Origin of the sequence: Pseudomonas sp. PHC1, from assembly GCF_046487845.1 — a bacterium.
GTDB classification, from domain to species: domain Bacteria; phylum Pseudomonadota; class Gammaproteobacteria; order Pseudomonadales; family Pseudomonadaceae; genus Aquipseudomonas; species Aquipseudomonas sputi.
Genome location: NZ_JBJXHJ010000017.1, coordinates 63,655 through 83,490 on the forward strand (window position 1 = coordinate 63,655; position 19,836 = coordinate 83,490).

17 protein-coding genes are annotated in these 19,836 nt (G+C 61.6%); 6 read left to right on the forward strand and 11 right to left on the reverse strand.

Going from position 1 to position 19,836, the window contains the following annotated elements:
- Positions 1 to 17: 17 nt before the first annotated feature.
- Positions 18 to 1,634 (forward strand): EAL domain-containing protein, encoded by a 1,617-nt coding sequence (locus ACKJSM_RS20150; protein WP_410238629.1) that lies wholly within the window; start codon positions 18 to 20, stop codon positions 1,632 to 1,634.
- Here ACKJSM_RS20150 and ACKJSM_RS20155 read toward each other — a convergent pair.
- On the reverse strand, positions 1,631 to 3,421 hold the full coding sequence (locus ACKJSM_RS20155; protein WP_410238630.1) for an ATP-binding protein: 1,791 nt from the start codon (positions 3,419 to 3,421) through the stop codon (positions 1,631 to 1,633). The genes ACKJSM_RS20150 and ACKJSM_RS20155 overlap by 4 nt on opposite strands.
- Before the next feature lie 10 nt (positions 3,422 to 3,431).
- Positions 3,432 to 4,778 (reverse strand): sigma-54-dependent response regulator transcription factor AlgB, encoded by a 1,347-nt coding sequence (gene algB, locus ACKJSM_RS20160; protein WP_236180009.1) that lies wholly within the window; start codon positions 4,776 to 4,778, stop codon positions 3,432 to 3,434.
- Positions 4,779 to 5,205: 427 nt separating this feature from the next.
- Between algB and ACKJSM_RS20165 the strand changes: the two genes are divergently transcribed.
- The 5 genes from ACKJSM_RS20165 (at position 5,206) to ACKJSM_RS20185 (ending at position 9,550) form a co-directional block, all read left to right on the forward strand.
- Positions 5,206 to 5,490, forward strand: a complete 285-nt coding sequence (locus ACKJSM_RS20165; protein ID WP_236180007.1) for a hypothetical protein — start codon at positions 5,206 to 5,208, stop codon at positions 5,488 to 5,490.
- Between the two features lie 67 nt (positions 5,491 to 5,557).
- A complete protein-coding gene (locus tag ACKJSM_RS20170) occupies positions 5,558 to 5,722 on the forward strand; it encodes a DUF1328 domain-containing protein (protein ID WP_003177151.1) in 165 nt (54 codons plus the stop codon).
- 2 nt (positions 5,723 to 5,724) lie between these two features.
- Positions 5,725 to 6,189 (forward strand): inhibitor of vertebrate lysozyme family protein, encoded by a 465-nt coding sequence (locus tag ACKJSM_RS20175; protein ID WP_410238631.1) that lies wholly within the window; start codon positions 5,725 to 5,727, stop codon positions 6,187 to 6,189.
- A 697-nt stretch (positions 6,190 to 6,886) separates the two neighbouring features.
- Positions 6,887 to 8,218, forward strand: coding sequence for a glutamate/aspartate:proton symporter GltP (gene gltP, locus ACKJSM_RS20180; RefSeq protein ID WP_236180004.1), 1,332 nt, complete (start codon positions 6,887 to 6,889; stop codon positions 8,216 to 8,218).
- Positions 8,219 to 8,320: 102 nt separating this feature from the next.
- Positions 8,321 to 9,550, forward strand: a complete 1,230-nt coding sequence (locus tag ACKJSM_RS20185) for a nucleoside recognition domain-containing protein (RefSeq protein WP_236180002.1) — start codon at positions 8,321 to 8,323, stop codon at positions 9,548 to 9,550.
- 3 nt (positions 9,551 to 9,553) lie between these two features.
- On the opposite strand, the gene ACKJSM_RS20190 is transcribed toward ACKJSM_RS20185, so the two are convergent.
- The 9 genes from ACKJSM_RS20190 to ACKJSM_RS20230 all read right to left on the reverse strand — a co-directional run bounded on the left by ACKJSM_RS20190 (position 9,554) and on the right by ACKJSM_RS20230 (position 19,731).
- A complete protein-coding gene (locus ACKJSM_RS20190; RefSeq protein WP_410238632.1) occupies positions 9,554 to 10,180 on the reverse strand; it encodes an ABC-type transport auxiliary lipoprotein family protein in 627 nt (208 codons plus the stop codon).
- Positions 10,177 to 11,115, reverse strand: a complete 939-nt coding sequence (locus ACKJSM_RS20195) for an MlaD family protein (protein ID WP_236179998.1) — start codon at positions 11,113 to 11,115, stop codon at positions 10,177 to 10,179. Before ACKJSM_RS20195 ends, ACKJSM_RS20190 begins: the two co-directional genes overlap by 4 nt.
- Position 11,116: 1 nt before the next feature.
- A complete protein-coding gene (locus ACKJSM_RS20200; RefSeq protein WP_410238633.1) occupies positions 11,117 to 11,920 on the reverse strand; it encodes an ABC transporter ATP-binding protein in 804 nt (267 codons plus the stop codon).
- Positions 11,917 to 13,065, reverse strand: a complete 1,149-nt coding sequence (locus ACKJSM_RS20205; protein ID WP_179693144.1) for an ABC transporter permease — start codon at positions 13,063 to 13,065, stop codon at positions 11,917 to 11,919. The genes ACKJSM_RS20200 and ACKJSM_RS20205 overlap by 4 nt, the downstream gene beginning before the upstream one ends.
- Before the next feature lie 55 nt (positions 13,066 to 13,120).
- Complete coding sequence (locus ACKJSM_RS20210) at positions 13,121 to 14,149, reverse strand: DUF5924 family protein (RefSeq protein ID WP_236179995.1); 1,029 nt, start codon at positions 14,147 to 14,149, stop codon at positions 13,121 to 13,123.
- 76 nt (positions 14,150 to 14,225) lie between these two features.
- Complete coding sequence (locus tag ACKJSM_RS20215; RefSeq protein WP_410238634.1) at positions 14,226 to 15,617, reverse strand: M16 family metallopeptidase; 1,392 nt, start codon at positions 15,615 to 15,617, stop codon at positions 14,226 to 14,228.
- A gap of 94 nt (positions 15,618 to 15,711) precedes the next feature.
- Complete coding sequence (locus tag ACKJSM_RS20220) at positions 15,712 to 17,370, reverse strand: Na/Pi cotransporter family protein (RefSeq protein ID WP_236179991.1); 1,659 nt, start codon at positions 17,368 to 17,370, stop codon at positions 15,712 to 15,714.
- Between the two features lie 214 nt (positions 17,371 to 17,584).
- Complete coding sequence (locus ACKJSM_RS20225) at positions 17,585 to 18,352, reverse strand: TerC family protein (protein ID WP_236179989.1); 768 nt, start codon at positions 18,350 to 18,352, stop codon at positions 17,585 to 17,587.
- Positions 18,353 to 18,423: 71 nt separating this feature from the next.
- Positions 18,424 to 19,731, reverse strand: a complete 1,308-nt coding sequence (locus tag ACKJSM_RS20230) for a CitMHS family transporter (protein WP_236179987.1) — start codon at positions 19,729 to 19,731, stop codon at positions 18,424 to 18,426.
- Positions 19,732 to 19,836: the final 105 nt, after the last annotated feature.

Consider the following 19,836-nt stretch of genomic DNA (forward strand, 5'->3'; position numbering starts at 1 on the left):
TAATTCTTCGGATATCCATGATGGTTGCTACCCGAGAGACGCTGCGTAGCTGGTTTTATCGCCCCTGGTTTCTGGCGATGATCGCGGCTGTCCTCAGTGCGAGCCTGCTGATCACCGGCGGGCTGTTCGTGGCCATGCGCCAGGTCGAGCAAAGCGAAAGCCAGGAAATGAACGCTCAGGGCGAGCGGTTCCTGGCGCGTCTGGAGCAACTGTTCGGCCAGTTGCGCGAAAGCCTCGATGACCTCGAAGCCCAGCCCCTGCGCAGCTGCGACGACGAAATGATCGCCACGTTGCAGCAAGTGACGTTCAACTATCGCTTCGTCTATGAAGCCGCCTATATGGACGCCACGCGGATCTGCTCCAACCGTCCGCGCCAGGATGGCCTGTCGGTGATCCGTCCGCCGGACATCAAAGGTCCGACCTACAGCTACTGGCTGAACACCACCACCGAACCCGATGAAAACCGCGCGGCACTGATGCTCGGGCGCGGCAACTTTCGCGTGGCCACCTCACGCGGGCATCTGACCGACATGGTCGACCTGTCGCCCGGCAGCAGTCTTCTGGTAGTGCTGGATCGCGGGACTCGGGCGATTCCGGTGCTCGGCGTTCCGCAAGCCTGGCCGCCCACCGAGCCCTGGCCACCGAAAACCCCGAGTGCGCTGCAAGTTACCCAGTCGCACCTGATCTACCGCATGCCCACTGACAGTCCGGAATACCAACTGGTGCTGATCAGCCCGCGCACGGGCATGCACATTCCGCAGCTCTGGTGGTGGATGGTGCCGTTCTGTCTGGTGCTCGGTGCGCTGGTGGGCGTTCTGGTGTTCTGGATCGTACGCCAGCGCCAGTCGCTGGACGCCGAGTTGCACGGCGCGATTCGCCGGGGCGAGTTACAGGTGCTTTATCAACCGATCTTCGATCTCGACAGCCGCAATTGTGTCGGCGCCGAGGCTCTGCTGCGCTGGCGACGACCGGACGGCACGCTGACCAGCCCCGACCTGTTCATCCCGATGGCCGAGAACACCGGGCAGATTCGCCAGATGACCGACTTCGTCCTGCAACGTCTGCTCGAGCAGTTGGGCCAGTTGCTGCGGGCCAATCCGCAGCTGTACATCTCGGTGAACCTGGCCGCCTGCGACGTGATGGTGCCGCGCATCGGCCAGGTCATGGCGCGGCTGCTGACCTTGCACCGGGTTGCCGCGCGGCAGATTGCTTTCGAGGTGACCGAACGCGGTCTGATCGATGTGGTGGTGGCCCGGGAAAACCTGCAGGCGCTGCGGGATGTCGGGCATCAGGTGCTGATCGACGATTTCGGCACCGGCTATTGCAGCCTGGCATACCTGCAAACCTTGCCGGTGGACTGCCTGAAGATCGACAAGTCTTTTATCGACGCCCTCGGCCATGACGCCGCCAGCAGCGGTGTCGCGCCGCACATCATTCACATGGCCCAGGCGCTGGATCTGAAAGTGATCGCCGAAGGCATCGAATATGAGTCCCAGGCCGAACTGCTGAGCAGCGAAGGGGTGAAATTCGGTCAGGGCTGGCTGTTCGCCCACGCCTTGAGCGCTGTCCAGTTCATCGAGCTGATCACCCGCGGACGGCGCCTCGCCGGGCGCCGGCTGGACGACGAAGCCTAGACCGCCAGCGCCATGTAGAACTGCGTGCCCTGCCCCGGCCGCGAATAAACACCCATGCGCCCGCCGTGCAGCTGGACGATTTCCTTGCACAGCGCCAGACCCAACCCGGCGCCACCCTTTTTACGGCCGACCTGGACGAAGGGTTCGAAAATCCGCCCTTGCTGACCGTAGGCAATCCCTTCGCCATTGTCCTCGACGCTGATGATCACTCGCTCGCCATGACGACGGGCCTGCAAGCGAATCAGCCCGTCGCGCGCCGTATGGCGCAGAGCGTTATCGATCAAATTGTCCAGGACACGATCGAGCTGCGCCTGATCCACCTGTAACCGCGGCAAAGGGCCCTGCGTTTCGACATTCAGGGCAACACCCTTCTGCGCCGCCGACTCGGCGAAACGCAAACGCGCCTGTTCCAGCAGATCCTCGATGGAGCACGGCGCCAGCGTGAGCTTCTGCAAACCGCTCTGATAGCGCGAGAAGTTAAGCAGGTCGTTGATCAATTGCATCAGGCGCTGCATCTCTTCGTTGACCGTGTCGAGCAGGTCCGACTCGCGAGACTCCTGTGGAAACTTCGCCCGCTCGCGAAACAGCCCGAACGCCATGTGCATGCCCGTGACCGGCGTGCGCAATTCGTGGGATGCACGCAACACGAACTCGCTGCGCACCCGCTCAAAGGCGCGCTGCTCGGTGACGTCGTGCAAGACCATCACGGCGCCGAGGATATGCCCCTGGGTATGGCTGACCGGCGTCAGGCTGTACGTCAGCAGACGCGATTCGCCATCGACCTCGATGCTCAGGTCTTCCGGCGCCCGTTCAAGGGTGCCGCCGCGCAATACCAGTTGCAGCTGTGCATCCAGCTCCGGACGCTGCAGCGCCGTGCCCAGGCCTTCGCCGAAGCGGTCGCTGTCCCAGCCCAGTTGTCGCTGGGCCACGGGGTTCAAATGCTCCAGACGCCCCTGACGGTCGATCATCAACAAGCCGTCATCGATGCTGTCGAGTACCGCTTGCAGGCGCTGCTGGCCGGCGAGCAATTCGTCGATGTTGGTCGCCTGATGTTGGCGCAGGGCTTCGGCCATCAACCCGAAGCGGCGCGTCAACAGGTTGATCTCCATCGCCGAGGACACCGGCAGGGTCACTTCGAAATTGCCCTGGCCGATATTGTCCGCCGCCTTGGCCAGCGCTTCGATCGGCGCACCAAAACGCCGGGCAATGCCTTGGGCGGTGATGAAACCGATGATTAGCACCGCCAGCCCCACCAGCCCGAGCAGACCGGCGATCAGCAACGCACGGTCGCGGGCGGCATGCTGGACCGCATTGATGTTGTTCAGCGAGTGTTTGTGTTCGGTGATCAATCCGTTGCGCAGGGTGTTGAAGCGCTCGCGCAGGTCACCAGCGCCACTCAGCGCGCCGGCCGGGTCTCGGCTGATGTCAAACGCCTCGAGAAAGCTCAGGTAATCGGCTTTGGCCTGACTGAACCCATACTGGCGGTCGTCGCGCTTCTGCTCCTGGGCGATGCCCTCGTCGAGCAGTTGGAAGTAATGCTGTTTGGACGCTTCGAACGCAATGGGATCGGGCTTTTCGGCGAGCATCATGATCAGCTGATCGCCGAGGGTCTTGCGCAGCTTGAGGCCGAGATCGAGGGTGACGAAGTTGTTGCGGACCAGCGCCTCCTGAGTGCTTGCCATTTGCATCACGCTGACCAGACCGAGCATCAACCCGAGCAAGGCCACGGTGATCAATGCGGAAATGCTCAGGAACAAGCGGGTCCGCAACTTCATCGCCAGTTTCATCGGCGGATGCTCACAGGTTGTACTGCTTGCGCTTGCGATACAGGGTCGAGGCGTCGATCCCCAGGGTCTTGGCGGCCTGATCGAGGGTCCCGGCGGTCGCCAGTACGGCGCCGATGTGAGCCTTTTCCAGCTCGTCGAGGCTCAGCGCGGCGCCGACCCGTGGCGCATTGTTCGCCGGTTGTTCGGCCATGCCGAGGTGGCTGATTTCCACACGCTCCTGCGGGCAAATGATGCTGGCCCGCTCGACCACGTTGCGCAGCTCACGAATGTTGCCGGGCCAGCGATAACCCAGCAACGCTTCGCGAGCCTCGTCACTGAAGCCCCGCGCCGGGCGCGCGTATTCCTTCACGAAGCGGGCGAGGAAACGGTCGGCCAGGGTCAGGATGTCCTCGGCACGTTCACGCAGCGGCGGCAGATGCAGAGTGATGACGTTCAGGCGATAAAGCAGATCTTCGCGAAAACGTCCGTCGCGCACCATGTCCTCCAGGTTGAGGTTGGTGGCCGCCAGAATACGCACATCGGCGCGGCGAGTGACCGGATCCCCTACCCGCTCATATTCCTTGTCCTGAATGAAACGCAGCAACTTGGGTTGCAACGTCAGGGGAAAATCGCCGATTTCGTCGAGAAACAACGTACCGCCATCGGCCTGATTGACCCGGCCCAGCGTGCTTTCACTGGCCCCGGTGAACGCGCCGCGGCTGTGACCGAATAGCTCGCTTTCCATCAGTTCGGCGGTCAGCGACGGGCAATTGATGGTGACGCAGGATTTCTTCTCGCGCTTGCTCCAGCCGTGAATGGCTCGGGCCAGTTCACCTTTACCGGTGCCGGATTCGCCGAGGATCAGGATGTTGGCGTCGGTGCCCGCCACTTGCCGCGCCGTTTCCAGTACGACTTTCATCGCCGGACTGTGGGAATCGAGGCCGTCCCTGGGTTTGCGGATCTCGCCTTCAAGGGCTTCCAGACGCGCCGACAGCTGGCGCACTTCCAGTTGTTTGGCAGTCGCCAGGCGCAATTGATCCGGGCTGCACGGTTTGACCAGATAATCGGCGGCACCGGCCTGAATCGCATCCACCGCGGTGTCGACGGCCGAATGGGCGGTGACGATCACCACCCGCATCCACGGCGCCTGGATGCGCATCTGCGCCAGTACATCAAGACCGTTGTCTTCGCCCAGACGCAAATCCAGAAAGCACAGATCGAACACCTGACGTTGCAACAGCGCGTCAGCCTGGGCCGCGCTGTTGGCGGTGGCGACGGAATAACCTTCGTCTTCGAGGCAATAACGGAAGGTTCGCAGGATGGCGGACTCATCGTCCACCAGCAGAATGCGGCCTTGGTGCTCAGTGGCTGATTCCATTTTTCCTACGCTCCATAAGTGAATGTCTTGGGTTAGTCCCGGAAAAATCGGGCAAGTTGCATGGTCGATTCTGATCGATTCCAGTCATAGCAGGGTAGCTCTCTCCTGCAATCACGGTTAATTCGCTGATTTTGTTGATTTTTTAAACACGGCACAGTTTCAAGGCGGTTTCCTGCCTGCTTTTCTGACATCCGCACCCCGCCCTCAATTCAAAAAGAATGATTTCTCCTACGAAATAATCGTGCATTACGCACGACCCCGCGAGGGTCATCGTGCAGGATGCGTCGTCAGGATTTTTCTCATCATCTATAACTATCTGATTTTATTAGATTTTTTCAAACAAAAAAGCTGGCATGCGGGCTGCAATACCTCTCTCAGCCCGGGCAGAAATGCACTGCCCCAACCGAACAAGAGTGAGGAACCCAGGATGACTCGCCCACGTGCCGCCCAAATGCGTATCTCGCCACTGCACCTGCAGCAGGCCCTGTTTGGCGCACTTGCGCTGCTGATCACTCTGATCGCCTGCCAGCAGTACCTGCGCTGGGAACACCGTCAGCAACCTGAGCCCCTGATTTCCATGCAACACGCGACGCAGACGCACTTCAGCGCTGTCAGCAGCAGCCAGGCCGACAACGGCGCAATGCGCATGATGGACGTCGACCAGCCACAACCACTGGGTGACATGCCCCGTGAAGAGCGCTGGGTTTTCTGATCAACGAATCTGGGCGCACCCGCGCCGAGACCGGCAACACCCCTAAATAGAAGCAAGGAGAATCACCATGTTGAGCTGGGCAATTACATTCCTGATCATTGCCATCATCGCTGCAGTACTGGGCTTCGGTGGTATCGCGGGCACCGCCACGGGTATCGCCAAGATTCTCTTTGTGGTGTTCCTGGTGATGTTCATCGCTTCCTTCTTCTTTGGCCGTCGCGGTCGAGGTTGAACATGAAGGGTTTAAAGACACTGGCAGCCGCCCTGCTTCTGGGCGGCAATGCCATGGCGATGGCGGCCAATGACGGCCAGGCGCGGGTCAACGAACTGTTGAGTTCCGACCCGCAATACAGGGAAACCTGGGAAGGCGTGGTGAAAAAGGAAGAACGCCTGCCGGAATGGGTGATGAACCTGTCCGGCACGCCTGATCAGCAGATGAATGCCGTGACTGAAGATGGCGACAAGTATCTGGTCGGCCCGCTCTGCGAATCCGCCGACAAGTGCCTGAATCACCGCTTGATCGTCGCGTTCAGTTTCGACAAGAGAGATGCTTACGCCATGCTTGTGGATGTGCCCGAAGGACTGCCGGCCGACAAGTCGCCAACGCGACATGCCACCTACCGCTTCCTCGGCAAGCCTGATCAGGGCATGCAGGATCTGTTGATGGAAACGCTCAAGAAAGATCCGAACTGGTATTGAACAAGAGGACAGCTGAAAGGCTGTCCTCCATTGCACCCGCCCGAGGAAGGCCGGTGCATGACCAGGGGGCCGGGATGTTCTGACTGTTGCAGGGTCGGAGTGACCTACGGGTACAGGGAGTGCCTGCGATGAGGGCCGGGTCAGGGTAAAAGCTGCGACGCAAGTTCGCCAACCGTAGCGGTTCGACGGACTTGCGCTGAGCTTTCTGCGTAACAAAACGTTGATCCAGAGCGTTCTGCTCGTCTTTTTTTCCCCTCACACTGCGTGCGAAAGCATTTCGCGGTGTTTCCTGGCGACCGTATATCGAGAAAGAGTCGATCGAGTAAGTCGGACATTTAGCTTCCGAACGTAGGCTTTTTCCTAAATTTTTCGTCGAAATCACTCGTTCAAAAAACAACCAACCTACGCTGTAATGGCCGGTTCACGGCACTTATGCCTGCAGAAATGTCGTATTCGAACCGGTTGGGACGCCAGTTTCATTTGAAAAAACTCATGCCGATTCGGCATAGGGTAGGCGCTTACGGCATTAGACGGCGCAACCTTGCGTCGGAATAGTTGCGCCTTTTTTCGCCCGCCAGAGAGCCGTAAACACGCACTTCGGGGCACCTTATACGGAGGCAGATGCACAGACTTTTCCGCTGATGAGCGTTCCAGTTCCTGCATGTGCCTGAGTCAAACGCAAGTAAGGGTAAAGATAATGAAGAAGGCAAAGCTTAGCCTCGCCTGGCAGATCCTCATCGGTCTGGTATTGGGGATTGCAATCGGTGCGTTGCTCAACCATTTCAGTGCCGAGAAGGCCTGGTGGATCAGCAACGTCCTGCAACCGGCAGGCGATATCTTTATCCGTCTGATCAAGATGATCGTGATCCCGATCGTCATCTCTTCCCTGATCGTCGGCATCGCCGGCGTGGGCGACGCCAAGAAGCTCGGGCGCATCGGCCTGAAGACCATCATCTACTTCGAAATCGTCACCACTATCGCCATTGTCGTCGGCCTGCTGCTGGCCAACCTGTTCCATCCGGGTGCCGGCATCGACATGAGCACCCTGGGTACTGTGGATATCTCCAAGTACCAGGCGACCGCCGCGGAAGTGCAGCATGAACACGCGTTCATCGAGACCATCCTCAACCTGATCCCGTCGAACATCTTCGCGGCCATGGCCCGCGGCGAAATGCTGCCGATCATCTTCTTCTCCGTGCTGTTCGGTCTCGGTCTGTCGAGCCTGCAGTCAGACCTGCGCGAGCCGCTGGTGAAGATGTTCCAGGGTGTCTCGGAAAGCATGTTCAAGGTCACCCACATGATCATGAACTACGCCCCGATCGGCGTATTCGCCCTGATCGCGGTGACCGTGGCCAACTTCGGTTTCGCCTCGCTGCTGCCACTGGCCAAACTGGTGATCCTGGTTTACGTCGCCATCGCCTTCTTCGCCTTTGTGGTGTTGGGCCTGATCGCCAAGATGTTCGGCTTCTCGGTGATCAAGCTGATGCGCATCTTCAAGGATGAGCTGGTCCTGGCTTACTCCACCGCCTCCTCGGAAACCGTGCTGCCACGCGTGATCGAGAAGATGGAAGCCTACGGCGCACCGAAAGCCATCTGCAGCTTCGTGGTGCCGACCGGCTACTCGTTCAACCTCGACGGCTCGACCCTGTACCAGTCCATCGCGGCGATCTTCATTGCCCAGCTGTACGGGATCGACCTGTCGATCAGCCAGCAACTGCTGCTGGTCCTGACCCTGATGGTGACCTCCAAAGGTATCGCCGGCGTACCGGGCGTGTCCTTCGTGGTACTGCTGGCCACCCTGGGCAGCGTGGGTATTCCGCTGGAAGGCCTGGCGTTCATCGCCGGTGTCGACCGCGTGATGGACATGGCGCGGACCGCCCTGAATGTGATCGGCAATGCCCTCGCCGTGCTGGTCATCGCCCGTTGGGAAGGCATGTACGACGACGCCAAGGGCCAGCGCTACTGGAACTCGCTGCCGCACTGGCGCAGCAAGGAAAAACTGCCGGCCGGTGAAGTTTCGAAAAACTGATCCCCGCCCGCCAGGTACCCTGACAAACCCCGGAGAAATCCGGGGTTTGTCGTTTCTGGCGACCCCGCTATCATTCGCCGCATCTTCCGGGGGATTTGACTGATGCTTAATGGCCTGTGGCTTGGCTTCTTCATCGTGGCAGCCGTTTCGGCACTGGGGCAGTGGCTGATCGGCGGCAACGCCGGGATCTTCGCGGCGGTGGTGGAAAGCATTTTTGCCATGGCCAAGCTGTCGGTCGAAGTCATGGTGCTGCTGTTCGGCACGCTGACCCTGTGGCTGGGTTTTCTGCGTATTGCAGAGAAGGCCGGAATCGTTGAATGGCTGGCCAAAGTGCTCGGGCCACTGTTCCTGCGGCTGATGCCGGAGGTGCCGGCCGGGCATCCAGCGCTGGGCCTGATCACCCTGAACTTCGCGGCCAACGGCCTGGGCCTGGACAACGCCGCTACGCCGATCGGCCTCAAAGCCATGAAGGCGCTGCAGGAGCTCAATCCCAGCTCGACCATCGCCAGCAACGCGCAGATCCTGTTCCTCGTGCTCAACGCTTCGTCCCTGACGCTGTTGCCGGTGACGATCTTCATGTACCGCGCCCAGCAAGGCGCAGCGGACCCGACGCTGGTGTTCCTGCCGATCCTGCTGGCCACCAGTTGCTCGACCATCGTCGGCTTCCTGTCGGTGGCGTTCATGCAGCGCCTGCGGGTGTGGGACCCGGTGGTGCTGGCTTATCTGATTCCCGGTGCGCTGATCCTCGGCGGCTTCATGGCGCTGCTCGCGACGATGTCGGCCACGGCGCTGGCGGGGCTGTCATCGATCCTCGGCAACCTGACGCTGTTCGGCCTGATCATGTTGTTCCTGGTGATCGGCGCGTTGCGCAAGGTGAAGGTCTACGAGGCGTTCGTCGAAGGCGCGAAGGAAGGTTTCGACGTTGCCAGAAACCTGCTGCCGTATCTGGTGGCGATGCTTTGCGCGATCGGCGTATTGCGCGCGTCAGGTGCGCTGGACTTCGGCCTCGACGGCATTCGCCATCTGGTGGAGTGGGCAGGGTGGGACACGCGCTTCGTTGATGCACTGCCGACCGCCATGGTCAAACCGTTCTCCGGCAGCGCCGCCCGGGCGATGCTGATCGAAACGATGAAGACCTCGGGCGTGGACAGCTTCCCGGCGCTGGTGGCGGCGACGGTTCAAGGCAGCACCGAAACCACCTTCTACGTACTGGCGGTGTACTTCGGCGCGGTGGGCATCCAGCGCGCCCGGCACGCCGTCGGTTGCGCGCTGCTGGCCGAACTCGCGGGCGTGCTCGGCGCTATCGGCGTCTGCTACTGGTTCTTCGGCTGATATTCAGGGCCGGGCGGTCGGCGCGAGCTTCTGGCCTTGCTCCACCGCCCACGCCACGACTTTCGCGGTGAGGCGATCACTGGCCTGGCCAAACCCGGCCACCACCGCCGGCACCTGCACGTCGTTCAGCGGCTGACGTTCTTCGAAACGGCGACTGGCGAGAATCCGCTGGTCGTAACCGCGCACCAGCAACGCATCGACACGCACCACCACGCTGGCCTGAGTGCCCTGATACTCGGTCTGAAATGCCTGCAGGCTGCCGCCCAGTTCCAGATCCGCCTGGAAGTTGCTGTCGTCGGTACTCAACAGCGATACCCGGCCATCGCGCTGAAAACCATCGAGCAACCGGTTACGCACCAGCACCGGCGCCGGATCGCTCCAGCGCGAGGCCTTGTAGCTACTGATCACATCACCCTGAGGAATCACAGCCATGCTCGGTCGGTTCAGCGCTTCGCTGGCCTGCAGTTTGTTCAGCCGCAGCGACCAGTGCTGAGCCGCCGCCGAACCGGTCGAGGCGGGCGCCTGTGCCGTCGGCAGGCGGTAGACATCCGACGGTTCGGACTTGGGCAGGATCGAGCACGCGCTGATCAGCGTGAAGCCGGCGAGGAGGGCGAGGTGAGTCAGCTTCATGGCGTGAACTCCTTGTTCTTGTCACTGCCCAGCAGGTAACCGCTGGGGTTGGCCTCCAGGCGTTGAGAAATGGTGCGCAGCGAGTTCAGGGTTTCACGCAGTTCGCGGATCGCCGGGGCCAGACCGTTGAGACCCTGCAGGCCGCTGTCGAGGGAATTCTGATTCTTGCTGAGCAGGCCGTTGATGGTGACGCTGCTTTGCTCCAGGGATTTCATCGCCTGTTCAGCACTGCCGAGCGCCTGTTTGCCCTGATCGTTGAGCAGGCCGTTGGCATTGCGCATCAGCGCGGACGTCTGTTCGAGCATGTTGCCGGCCTGTTTGCCGACCGTCGCCAGTTGCTGCATGGCCTGACGCAAATCGCCGCGCTGATCGTTGATCGAACCGGTGGTCTGCTCCAGATGCTCGAGGGTCTTGCTCACGCGCTCGATGTTGTCGGCAGAGAACATCTGATTGGCATTATTGAGCAACGTCGTGACCCCGCTCATCAAATCGTTGCTGTCGCTGAGCAGCCGCGAGATGGGCGAGGGCGAGGCGACGATGGTCGGCAGGTTGCCGTCATGCCCCTTGAGTTTCGGGCTTTGCGGCGTGCCTCCACTGAGCTGGATGATCGAGGTGCCAGTGATCCCGGCCAGGGCCAGTTTGGCTTCCGTGTCTTCCTTGACCGGCGTGTCCCCCGCCAGACGAATGCGCGCCAGCACCCGACGCGGGTCCTTCGGGTCGAGGCGCAGACTGACCACATCGCCGACCTTGATCCCGCTGTACTGCACCGGACTGCCCCGGGACAGACCGCTGACCGCCTCGTTGAAGACGACTTCGTAATCCTTGAACTCGGTGTCGACACTGGACTTGGCCAGCCACAGACCGAAGAGCAGGGCGCCTGCCACCACAATCACCGTGAACAGGCCGATCAATACATGATGGGCTCGGGTTTCCATGTCAGACCTCGTTGAGCTGTTTGGCGGCGTCCAGCGCCGAGCGGCCGCGAGGGCCGTGGAAGTATTCGTGAATCCACGCGTCGTCGGTTTCCGAGACCACGTCGATGGGACCGGCCACCAACACCTTCTTCTGCGCCAGTACCGCGACGCGGTCGGTGATGGTGTAGAGCGTGTCGAGGTCGTGGGTCACCAGAAACACGCTCAGGCCCAGCGCATCGCGCAGGGTCAGGATCAATTGGTCGAACTGCGCGGCGCCAATCGGATCGAGGCCGGCGGTGGGCTCGTCGAGAAACAGGATGTCCGGATCCAGCGCCAGTGCCCGGGCCAGCGCCGCACGCTTGATCATGCCGCCGGACAGTGAGGCCGGGTACTTGTCCGCCGCCGACAGCGGCAGCCCGGCCAGTGCCAGCTTCACCGCCGCCAGATGCTCGGCGTCGTCGCGGCTGAGCCCGGCGTGTTCGATGAGAGGCAGGGCGACGTTCTCGGTGACGGTCAGCGATGAAAACAGCGCGCCTTTCTGAAACAGCACGCCAAAGCGCCGCTCGATCAGCGAACGCTCATGCTCCGGCAGGCTCGGCAGGTTCTGGCCGAATACCTTGACCATGCCTTCACTGGGCTGGCGCAGGCCGACGATGCTGCGCAGCAACACCGACTTGCCGCTGCCGGAGCCGCCGACCACGGCCAGGATCTCGCCTTTGTACAAATCGAGGTCGAGGTTCTCGTGCACGTTCTGGCTGCCGAAGCGATTGCACAGGCCACGCACTTCGATCACCGCCTCGGAGGGCGCGCGGGGTAGACGACTCACCAGCCCATCTCCATGAAGAACAGCGCAGCAACCGCGTCGAGCACGATCACCACGAAAATCGATTGCACCACGCTGGAGGTGGTGTGGGCGCCGACCGATTCGGCGCTGCCACTGACCTTGAAGCCTTCCAGACAGCCGATGGCGGCGATCAGGAACGCAAAGATCGGCGCTTTGACCAGGCCCACCAGGAAATGTTGAATCCCTATGTCGCTTTGCAGCAGCGACAGGAACATCGCCGGCGAAATATCCAGCGACACCGCACAGACCACCGCGCCGCCGACGATCCCGCAGATCATCGCGAGGAAGGTCAGCATCGGCAGCGCCACCAGCAGCGCCAGCACCCGCGGCACCACCAGCAACTCCATGGGATCGAGGCCGAGGGTGCGAATCGCGTCGATTTCCTCGTTGGCCTTCATCGAGCCGATCTGCGCGGTGAAGGCACTGGCGGTACGGCCAGCCATCAGAATCGCCGTGAGCAGTACGCCGAATTCCCGCAGAAAGGCGAAGCCCACCAGATCCACGGTGAACACGCTGGCGCCGAAACTGGCCAGCACCGTCGCCCCGAGAAACGCCACCACCGCCCCCACCAGAAAGGTCAGCAACGCCACGATGGGCGCGGCGTCGAGGCCGGTCTGTTCGATGTGGGCGATCATCGGCGTGATCCGCCAGCGCTTGGGCCGGAACAGGCTGCGGGCGATGGTTTCGAGAATCAGGCCGACGAAGCCGAGCAATTGCAGGGTGTCCTGCCAGACTGTGTCCACGGCCCGGCCGATGCGCGTCAGCAGTTGCACACTGACGCTGATTTCCGGTTCCTTGATCGGCACACAGAAATCGGTCAGCGAGCGATACACGGTTTGCAGCAAGGCGCGGTCGGCATTGGAAATCGTGCAGTCTGGGTGTTCGGCAGACTTGCCCAGCCGCTCCGAGCCGAGCAGTTCCACCAGCAGCGACGCGCCGGCGGTGTCGAGGGCACCAAGGCCGTTGAGGTCGATGGGGGTGTTGGCGTCGTACTGGCCGTGGAGCGTTTCACTCAGTTGCTTGAGGTCGGCGTAATGGGCAAGCGTCCAGTCCCCGGTGACCCGCAGGCGGGCAGGGGTGATCGAGGTGTCCAGGCGGGCACTGCCGGTCATTGGGCTGCTGGTCATAAGCTCCGTGCTTGTTCGGCTATCGAGACGAACCTACGTAATAGCACGAACCCGGTTACTTTTCTTTGGTCGGTGTGCTGTCCGTGACCTCGAAGCGCAGCACGCCGATCACCTGACCGTCCTCGGTCAACACCCGCACCTGCCACTTGCCCGCCGGGTTGCCGGGGAAGTTCTGCTTGTGGGTCCAGGCCCGGTAGCCTTCCTTGCGCCCGCCGTGAATGTCGAGGGCGATGCGGTCGACCTCTTTGCCGTTGAACTGCCAGACGTGATAAATCCGCTCGTCGAGCCCGCGCGGCGCGTTGATCGCGGTGTAGGCGTAGAGCCCGCCGCCACGGATCTGCTCGGCGCTGACTTCCTTGAGGCTGGCGCCCGGAACCCGGTCCAGCACCTGGGTGCTGATCGCCACGTCAGTCATCCACAACGTCGCCGGCGGCACCCACGAACGCAGGACCCAGCCCACGCCGCCGATACCGATGGTGATGCTGAGGATTGCCAGCGCGTTGCGCACGCTGCGGATCGGGAAGATCGACGCCAGGCTCGGGAACGACAGCAGCACCGCAATCCCCAGCGCCCACTTGAAGCTCTGCGAGGTGGTCAAGTGCATGATCACCGGCAGCGCCGTGAGCAGGGCGGCGAACAGGGTCAGGGTGTGCAGCGCGAGGAACGCCCAGCGCCGTGGCGCCAGCCATTTGTAGTAGAGCGGGTCGACGATCGAGATCAGTGCCGCGATGCACAGCAGCCCGGTGAAAAACAGCTGGCCGCTGTTCCAGGTGGTGGTGATAAAGAAGAACGGCAGGACGAAAAACAGGCTTTCCTGATGAATCATCTGCGTCGCGTAACGCAGCAGCGGCTGGGGGATTTCCCGTTTGAAGATCCGCGTGAACAGCCTGGTCAGGCTGTTTTCCAGCATCAGCCAGATCCAGCTCAGCAGCATGATCGTGGTGATCCAGCTCGCCAGCCCCTGTTGCCGGTCGACCAGAATGAAGCTGCCGACCCCGGAGATGAAACCACCGAACGCAATGACCCCGGGGTAGCGCTTCATCAGTTCGAGAAGGCGCTGGATCAGGAGGGTCAATTTAGACATGGGGGCGGTTCACGACTGGATAGGAAAAAAACCTCGACAGAGTACCGCCCGCCGGGCCCTGTGGCGAGGCTGCCGGTCAGTCTGGATCGACGGACTTGCGCCGATGCAGGCGCCAGCCGAGCAGAATCAGCACCAGCACACCCAATCCGCCCGACAACAGCCACAACACCTGATCGTCGCTGAGCAGCGGTTTCTCGATCCGCAGATAGCCCGGTTGCAGCAGCAACTCGCGCATCGCCTTGTTCGCCGCTTCCAGCGTCACACCTTGCAGCTCCCGGGCGGGATCGGCGAAACGACCATCCTCATAATCGCCCAGCGCACTCCAGTAATAGTCGGCCATGGCGCTGTTGCCTTGTACCGCCCAGGCCTGATGAGCAATGGCAGCCTGTTTGAGGCGATTGAAGGTGTCGGCGTCGAGGCCGTTTTTCAGCAGGTCGGCCTTGAGGTCTTCCAGTACCTGTTCGGCTTCGGCGATATCGCCGCGATCCAGGTCGGCGTTGAGGCTCATGAAACCGACACCGCCGAACACCTCGCGCTCGGCCCACGGCCCGTAGGACAAACCGTGGTTCAGGCGCAATTGGCGGTACAGCGCCCACTCCAGGTACTCCTTGAGCAGGTCGAAGGTTTGGTCGTACTGGTCGTCCAGCACCGGCTCCGGCACCAGCCAGTGCAGCTTGGCGCTGTTGCCGATGAAGCCGCGGGTGATTGTGCGTTCGTGAGCGGCGCTGGCACGGATGTCCGGCAACGGACGGTGCTCGCTCGGCTCAACCGCTTCGAGTGCGCCCCACGCCCGTTCCAGATAGGCCGGCAGCAGTTTGTCGAGGTCACCGACGACGATCAGGGTCATGTTGTTCGGCGCGTACCAGGCCTCGCGCACCTTCTCCAGCTGTTCCCGGGTCAGGCCGTCAACCTCGGCCCGTTGCGGGCATTTGAGGCCCAGTTCGACCGCCAGTTGATTGCTCGCGGTGTGGCCCAGATCCTGGCGGTCGAGGAAGCGTTGCAGACGGGTGTAATGGCCGCCGTCCTCGCGCTCGACCACCCGTTTGGCGGCGTTGATCGCGTTATCGTCGAAGCGGGTCTGGGTCAGCAGGTCCAGCAGCAGGTCGAGCACCTTGCGCTGGTTTTTCGCCGGGGCTTCGATGACGAACGTGGTGTCGGCGTTACTGGTGAAAGCGTTCCAGTCACCGCCGAGGGCCTGCATGCGCTCCTCGAGACCACCTTCGCCGGTGGCGTCGATGCCGCTGAACAGCAAGTGCTCGAGCAGGTGCGGCAACTCCTTTTCATTGCAGTCGAAATCGTCGAGACCGACGCCGATCACCAGCCGGATCGCCACGTGCCCCCGCTCGGTGCCGGGCTTGAGCAGCAATTGCAGACCGTTGGGCAGCGCATAGCCTTCGACCTGAAAGCGATCCAGGGCGAAGGCGGGCAGGGAACCGAGCAACAGACAGGCGAACAACAGGCAACGCATAACGAGCTTCCATACGGCTGAATTGGAGATCCGTGTCGTCAGTCCGGCCGCGAGGCCGAACCTTGAGTTACTGACTGACCACAACCCCAGACGTTCAAGGCGAATGCGTGATGTCCGCCATATCGTCCGCCGCCAGCGCGCCGGTATCGGAAGTTTCCAGCACCACATAGGCGCTGCTGCAGAACAGCGAATTCAGGCGTTTCATGTCGGCAATCAACTCCAGGTGCAACGAACTGGTCTCGATACTCTGCACGATCTTGCGTTGCAACCGGCTGACATGGGCGTGGGCCAGACGCCGCTCCTGGGCGCGAAAGCGCCGTTTCTCGCGCAGCAACTGGCGGGCGCTTTCCTTGTCACCACTGAGGAACACCGACAGCCCCAGCCGCAGGTTGGCGATCAATTGCTGGTGCAGACCGGCCAGTTCTTCCAGCCCGTCTTCGGAAAACGACCGGCGTTGCGAAGTCTTCTGCTGCTGCACCTTGCGCAGCATGCGTTCGATCAGGTCGCTGGCGAGTTTGAGGTTGATCGCCAGCTCGATGATCTCCGCCCAGCGCCGACTGTCCTGTTCGCCGAGATCTTCGCGGGGCATCTGCGCCAGGTACAGCTTGATCGCGCTGTACAGCGCTTCGACGTCATCGGTCAGCTTGCGCATTTCCTGGGTGACGGCGGTCTGTTTGCCGCGCAGCACGTCGAGGGTCGCGTCGAGCATGTTGTCGATCAGGTCGCCCATGCGCAGGGTTTCCCGGGCGGCGTTGGCCAGCGCCAGACTCGGCGTGACCAGTGCGGAGGCATCAAGGTGGCGGGGCTTGGCGGTGCCGTTGACCTCCGGACGCTCCGGCAGCAGCCAGGCACACAGCCGCGCCATCGGCCCGACGCTCGGCAGCAGGATAAGGCAACGCGCGGTGTTGTAGAGCAGGTGGAAGCCGATGACCATTTCCTGAGGGCTGAAATCCAGGCTGTCGATCCAGTGCACCAGCGGATCAAGCACCGGAATGATCAGCAACAGCCCGATCAGCTTGTACAACAGGCTGCCCAGCGCCACCTGCCGGCCGGCGGCGTTCTGCATGCTGGTGCTCATGAACGCCAGCACACCGCTGCCGATGTTGGCGCCGATCACCAGACCGATCGCCACCGGCAGGCTGATCACCGCCGCGCCGGCGAGCGTGGCGGTCAGCAGCACGGCGGCGAGGCTGGAGTAGGAAATCATCGCGAACAGCGCGCCGACCAGGGCGTCGAGCAGGATATCACCGGTCAGCGAGGCGAAAATCACCTTCACCCCTTGGGCATGGGTGATCGGCGCGGCGGCCTCGACGATCAGTTGCAGCGCCAGAATGATCAGCCCCAGCCCAATGGACACGCGGCCCATCTGCCCGAGCCGCGTCTGTTTGCGCGACAGAAAGAAAATCACCCCAATGAAAATCAGCAGCGGCGACAGCCACGACAGGTCGAACGTCAACACCCGCGCCATCAGCGCCGTTCCGACGTCGGCACCGAGCATGGTCGCCAGGGCCGGGGTCAACGCCATCAGGCCCTGACCGACAAAGGACGTCACGAGCATGGCGGTGGCGTTGCTGCTCTGCACCATCGCCGTGACGAGGATACCGGCAACAAAGGCCAGCCAGCGTCTGGACATGTTCTGGCCGATCACGTGGCGCAGGTTGGTGCCGTACACCCGCAGGATGCCGGTTCGGACGATATGCGTGCCCCAGATCAGCAGAGCCACGGCAGACAGCAAATTGAGCAGGGTGAGCATGCAGACCCCCTGTAATCGCAGCGCCCCAGAGGGGCAAGTGGACGGTACCGCGCAATTTCTACGTTCTGATACTTAAGCTGTAGTTGGCTAACGGTCTCGGCGCCAGCATTGCACAGCTAAAGCGGGGATTGAAACAAAAGTGTCATGAAAACAGGTTCATGCGGCCATGAAAAAAGGGCCCGAAGGCCCTTTGATCTTTTGCGCAGCGTCCGGATTACTGACCCGGAATGTCCTTGCGCAGTTTCACCGGATCCTGCTGTTTGCGTTTTTTCGCGATGGCGGTGCGCATCTTGATGTTGATCGCTTCGACCGCCAGCGAGAACGCCATGGCGAAGTAGACGTAGCCTTTCGGTACGTGCACGTCGAACGATTCGGCAATCAGCACGGTGCCGACCACCAGCAGGAACGACAGCGCGAGCATTTTCAGCGACGGGTGCTGGTCGATGAACTCGCTGATCTTGCCCGAGGCCAGCATCATCACCAGCACGGCCACGATGATCGCGGCGACCATCACAGGTACGTGGGACACCATGCCGACGGCGGTGATCACCGAGTCCAGCGAGAACACGATGTCGATGATCGCGATCTGGATGATGGTGTAGAGGAAGTTGCCGCCCTTGCCCGAAGGCTCGTCGCCGGTTTCGTCTTCACCTTCCAGTGCGTGGTACATCTCCTGGGAGCTTTTCCACAGCAGGAACAGGCCACCGAAGAACAGGATCAGGTCGCGACCGGAAATGCCCTGGCCGAACACTTCGAACAGGTCGGCGGTGAGGCGCATGACCCAGGTGATCGACAGCAGCAACAGGATCCGCGTGATCATGGCCAGGCCAAGGCCGAAGATCCGGGTGCGCTGCTGCATGTGTTTGGGCATGCGGCTGACCAGGATCGAAATCATGATGATGTTATCGATGCCCAGAACGATTTCCAGGGCGGTCAGGGTGAAGAAGGCAACCCAGATCTCAGGGTTGGTCAGCCATTCCATGTGTATTCCTTTGAGCGAGTGTTAAACCATGACGCCAGCAATCAGCTGGCGTCATGGTGAGTTGGGTACCGTTACAACGTGCCGAACAGCGGGAAAGTCCCCAGCAGCAAGGCGGCTGCCAGTATGCACAGGCAGACCAGCACCGCCCACTTCAGGGTGAAACGCTGGTGATCGCCGAACTCGATCCCCGCCAGTGCCACCAGCAGGTATGTCGACGGCACCAGTGGACTCAGCAGGTGAACCGGCTGACCGACGATCGAGGCACGGGCCATTTCCACCGCCGTGATGCCGTAATGGCTGGCCGCTTCGGACAACACCGGCAATACACCGTAGTAGAACGCGTCGTTCGACATGAAGAACGTGAACGGCATGCTCACCAGCGCCGTGATCACCGCCAGGTACGGGCCGAGGACATCAGGGATCACCGCCAGCAGGCTTTTCGACATCGCGTCGACCATGCCGGTGCCCGACAGGATACCGGTGAAAATGCCTGCCGCGAAGATCAGACTGACCACCGACAGCACGCTGCCGGCGTGGGCCGCGACGCGATCCTTCTGCATTTGCAGGCAAGGGTAATTGACGATCATGGCAATACTGAATGCCACCATGAACAGCACCGGCAGCGGCAACAGGCCGGCGATCAACGTGCACATCAGGGCCAAGGTCAGCAGGCCGTTGAACCAGATCAGTTTCGGACGGCGGGCATCCGGGAATTGCGAGACGCTGATTTCGCTGTGATCGATTTCGTCGCCGATCAGGTGCAGCTCACCCAGACGCGCACGCTCACGTTTGCCGTAGAAGTAGGCAATGATCAGGATCGCCACCACACCGGCAGCCATCGCCGGGATCATCGGTACGAAAATGTCCGACGGGTCGACGTGCAGCGCACTGGCGGCACGGGCGGTCGGGCCACCCCATGGGGTCATGTTCATCACGCCACCGGCGAGGATGATCAGACCGGCCATGATCCGCGGGCTCATGCCGATACGGCTGTACAGCGGCAGCATGGCGGCCACGCAGATCATATAAGTGGTCGCGCCGTCACCATCGAGGGAAACGACGAGCGCCAGTACGGCGGTACCGACCGAAACTTTCAGCGGGTCGCCCTTGACCAGTTTGAGGATCTTGCGCACGGCCGGGTCGAACAGGCCGGAATCGATCATCAGGGCGAAATACAGAATGGCGAACATCAGCATCACGCCGGTCGGCGCAAGCTTGGTAATACCTTCGAGCATCATCGGGCCGATCTTCGGGGCGAAGCCACCGAACAGGGCGAACAGGATCGGGATGATGATCAGAGCGATCAGCGCAGACAGGCGCTTGGTCATGATCAGGAACATGAACGTGATGACCATGGCGAAGCCAAGGAAAGTCAGCATGGGAATACTCCAGGCGTAGCGCGGCTAAGTAAGTGAGCGGATCGGACGGGATCAGCGCAGAACGGGAAGCACGAGGCGTACGGGCGGAGTTACAGCGAAGAGGCG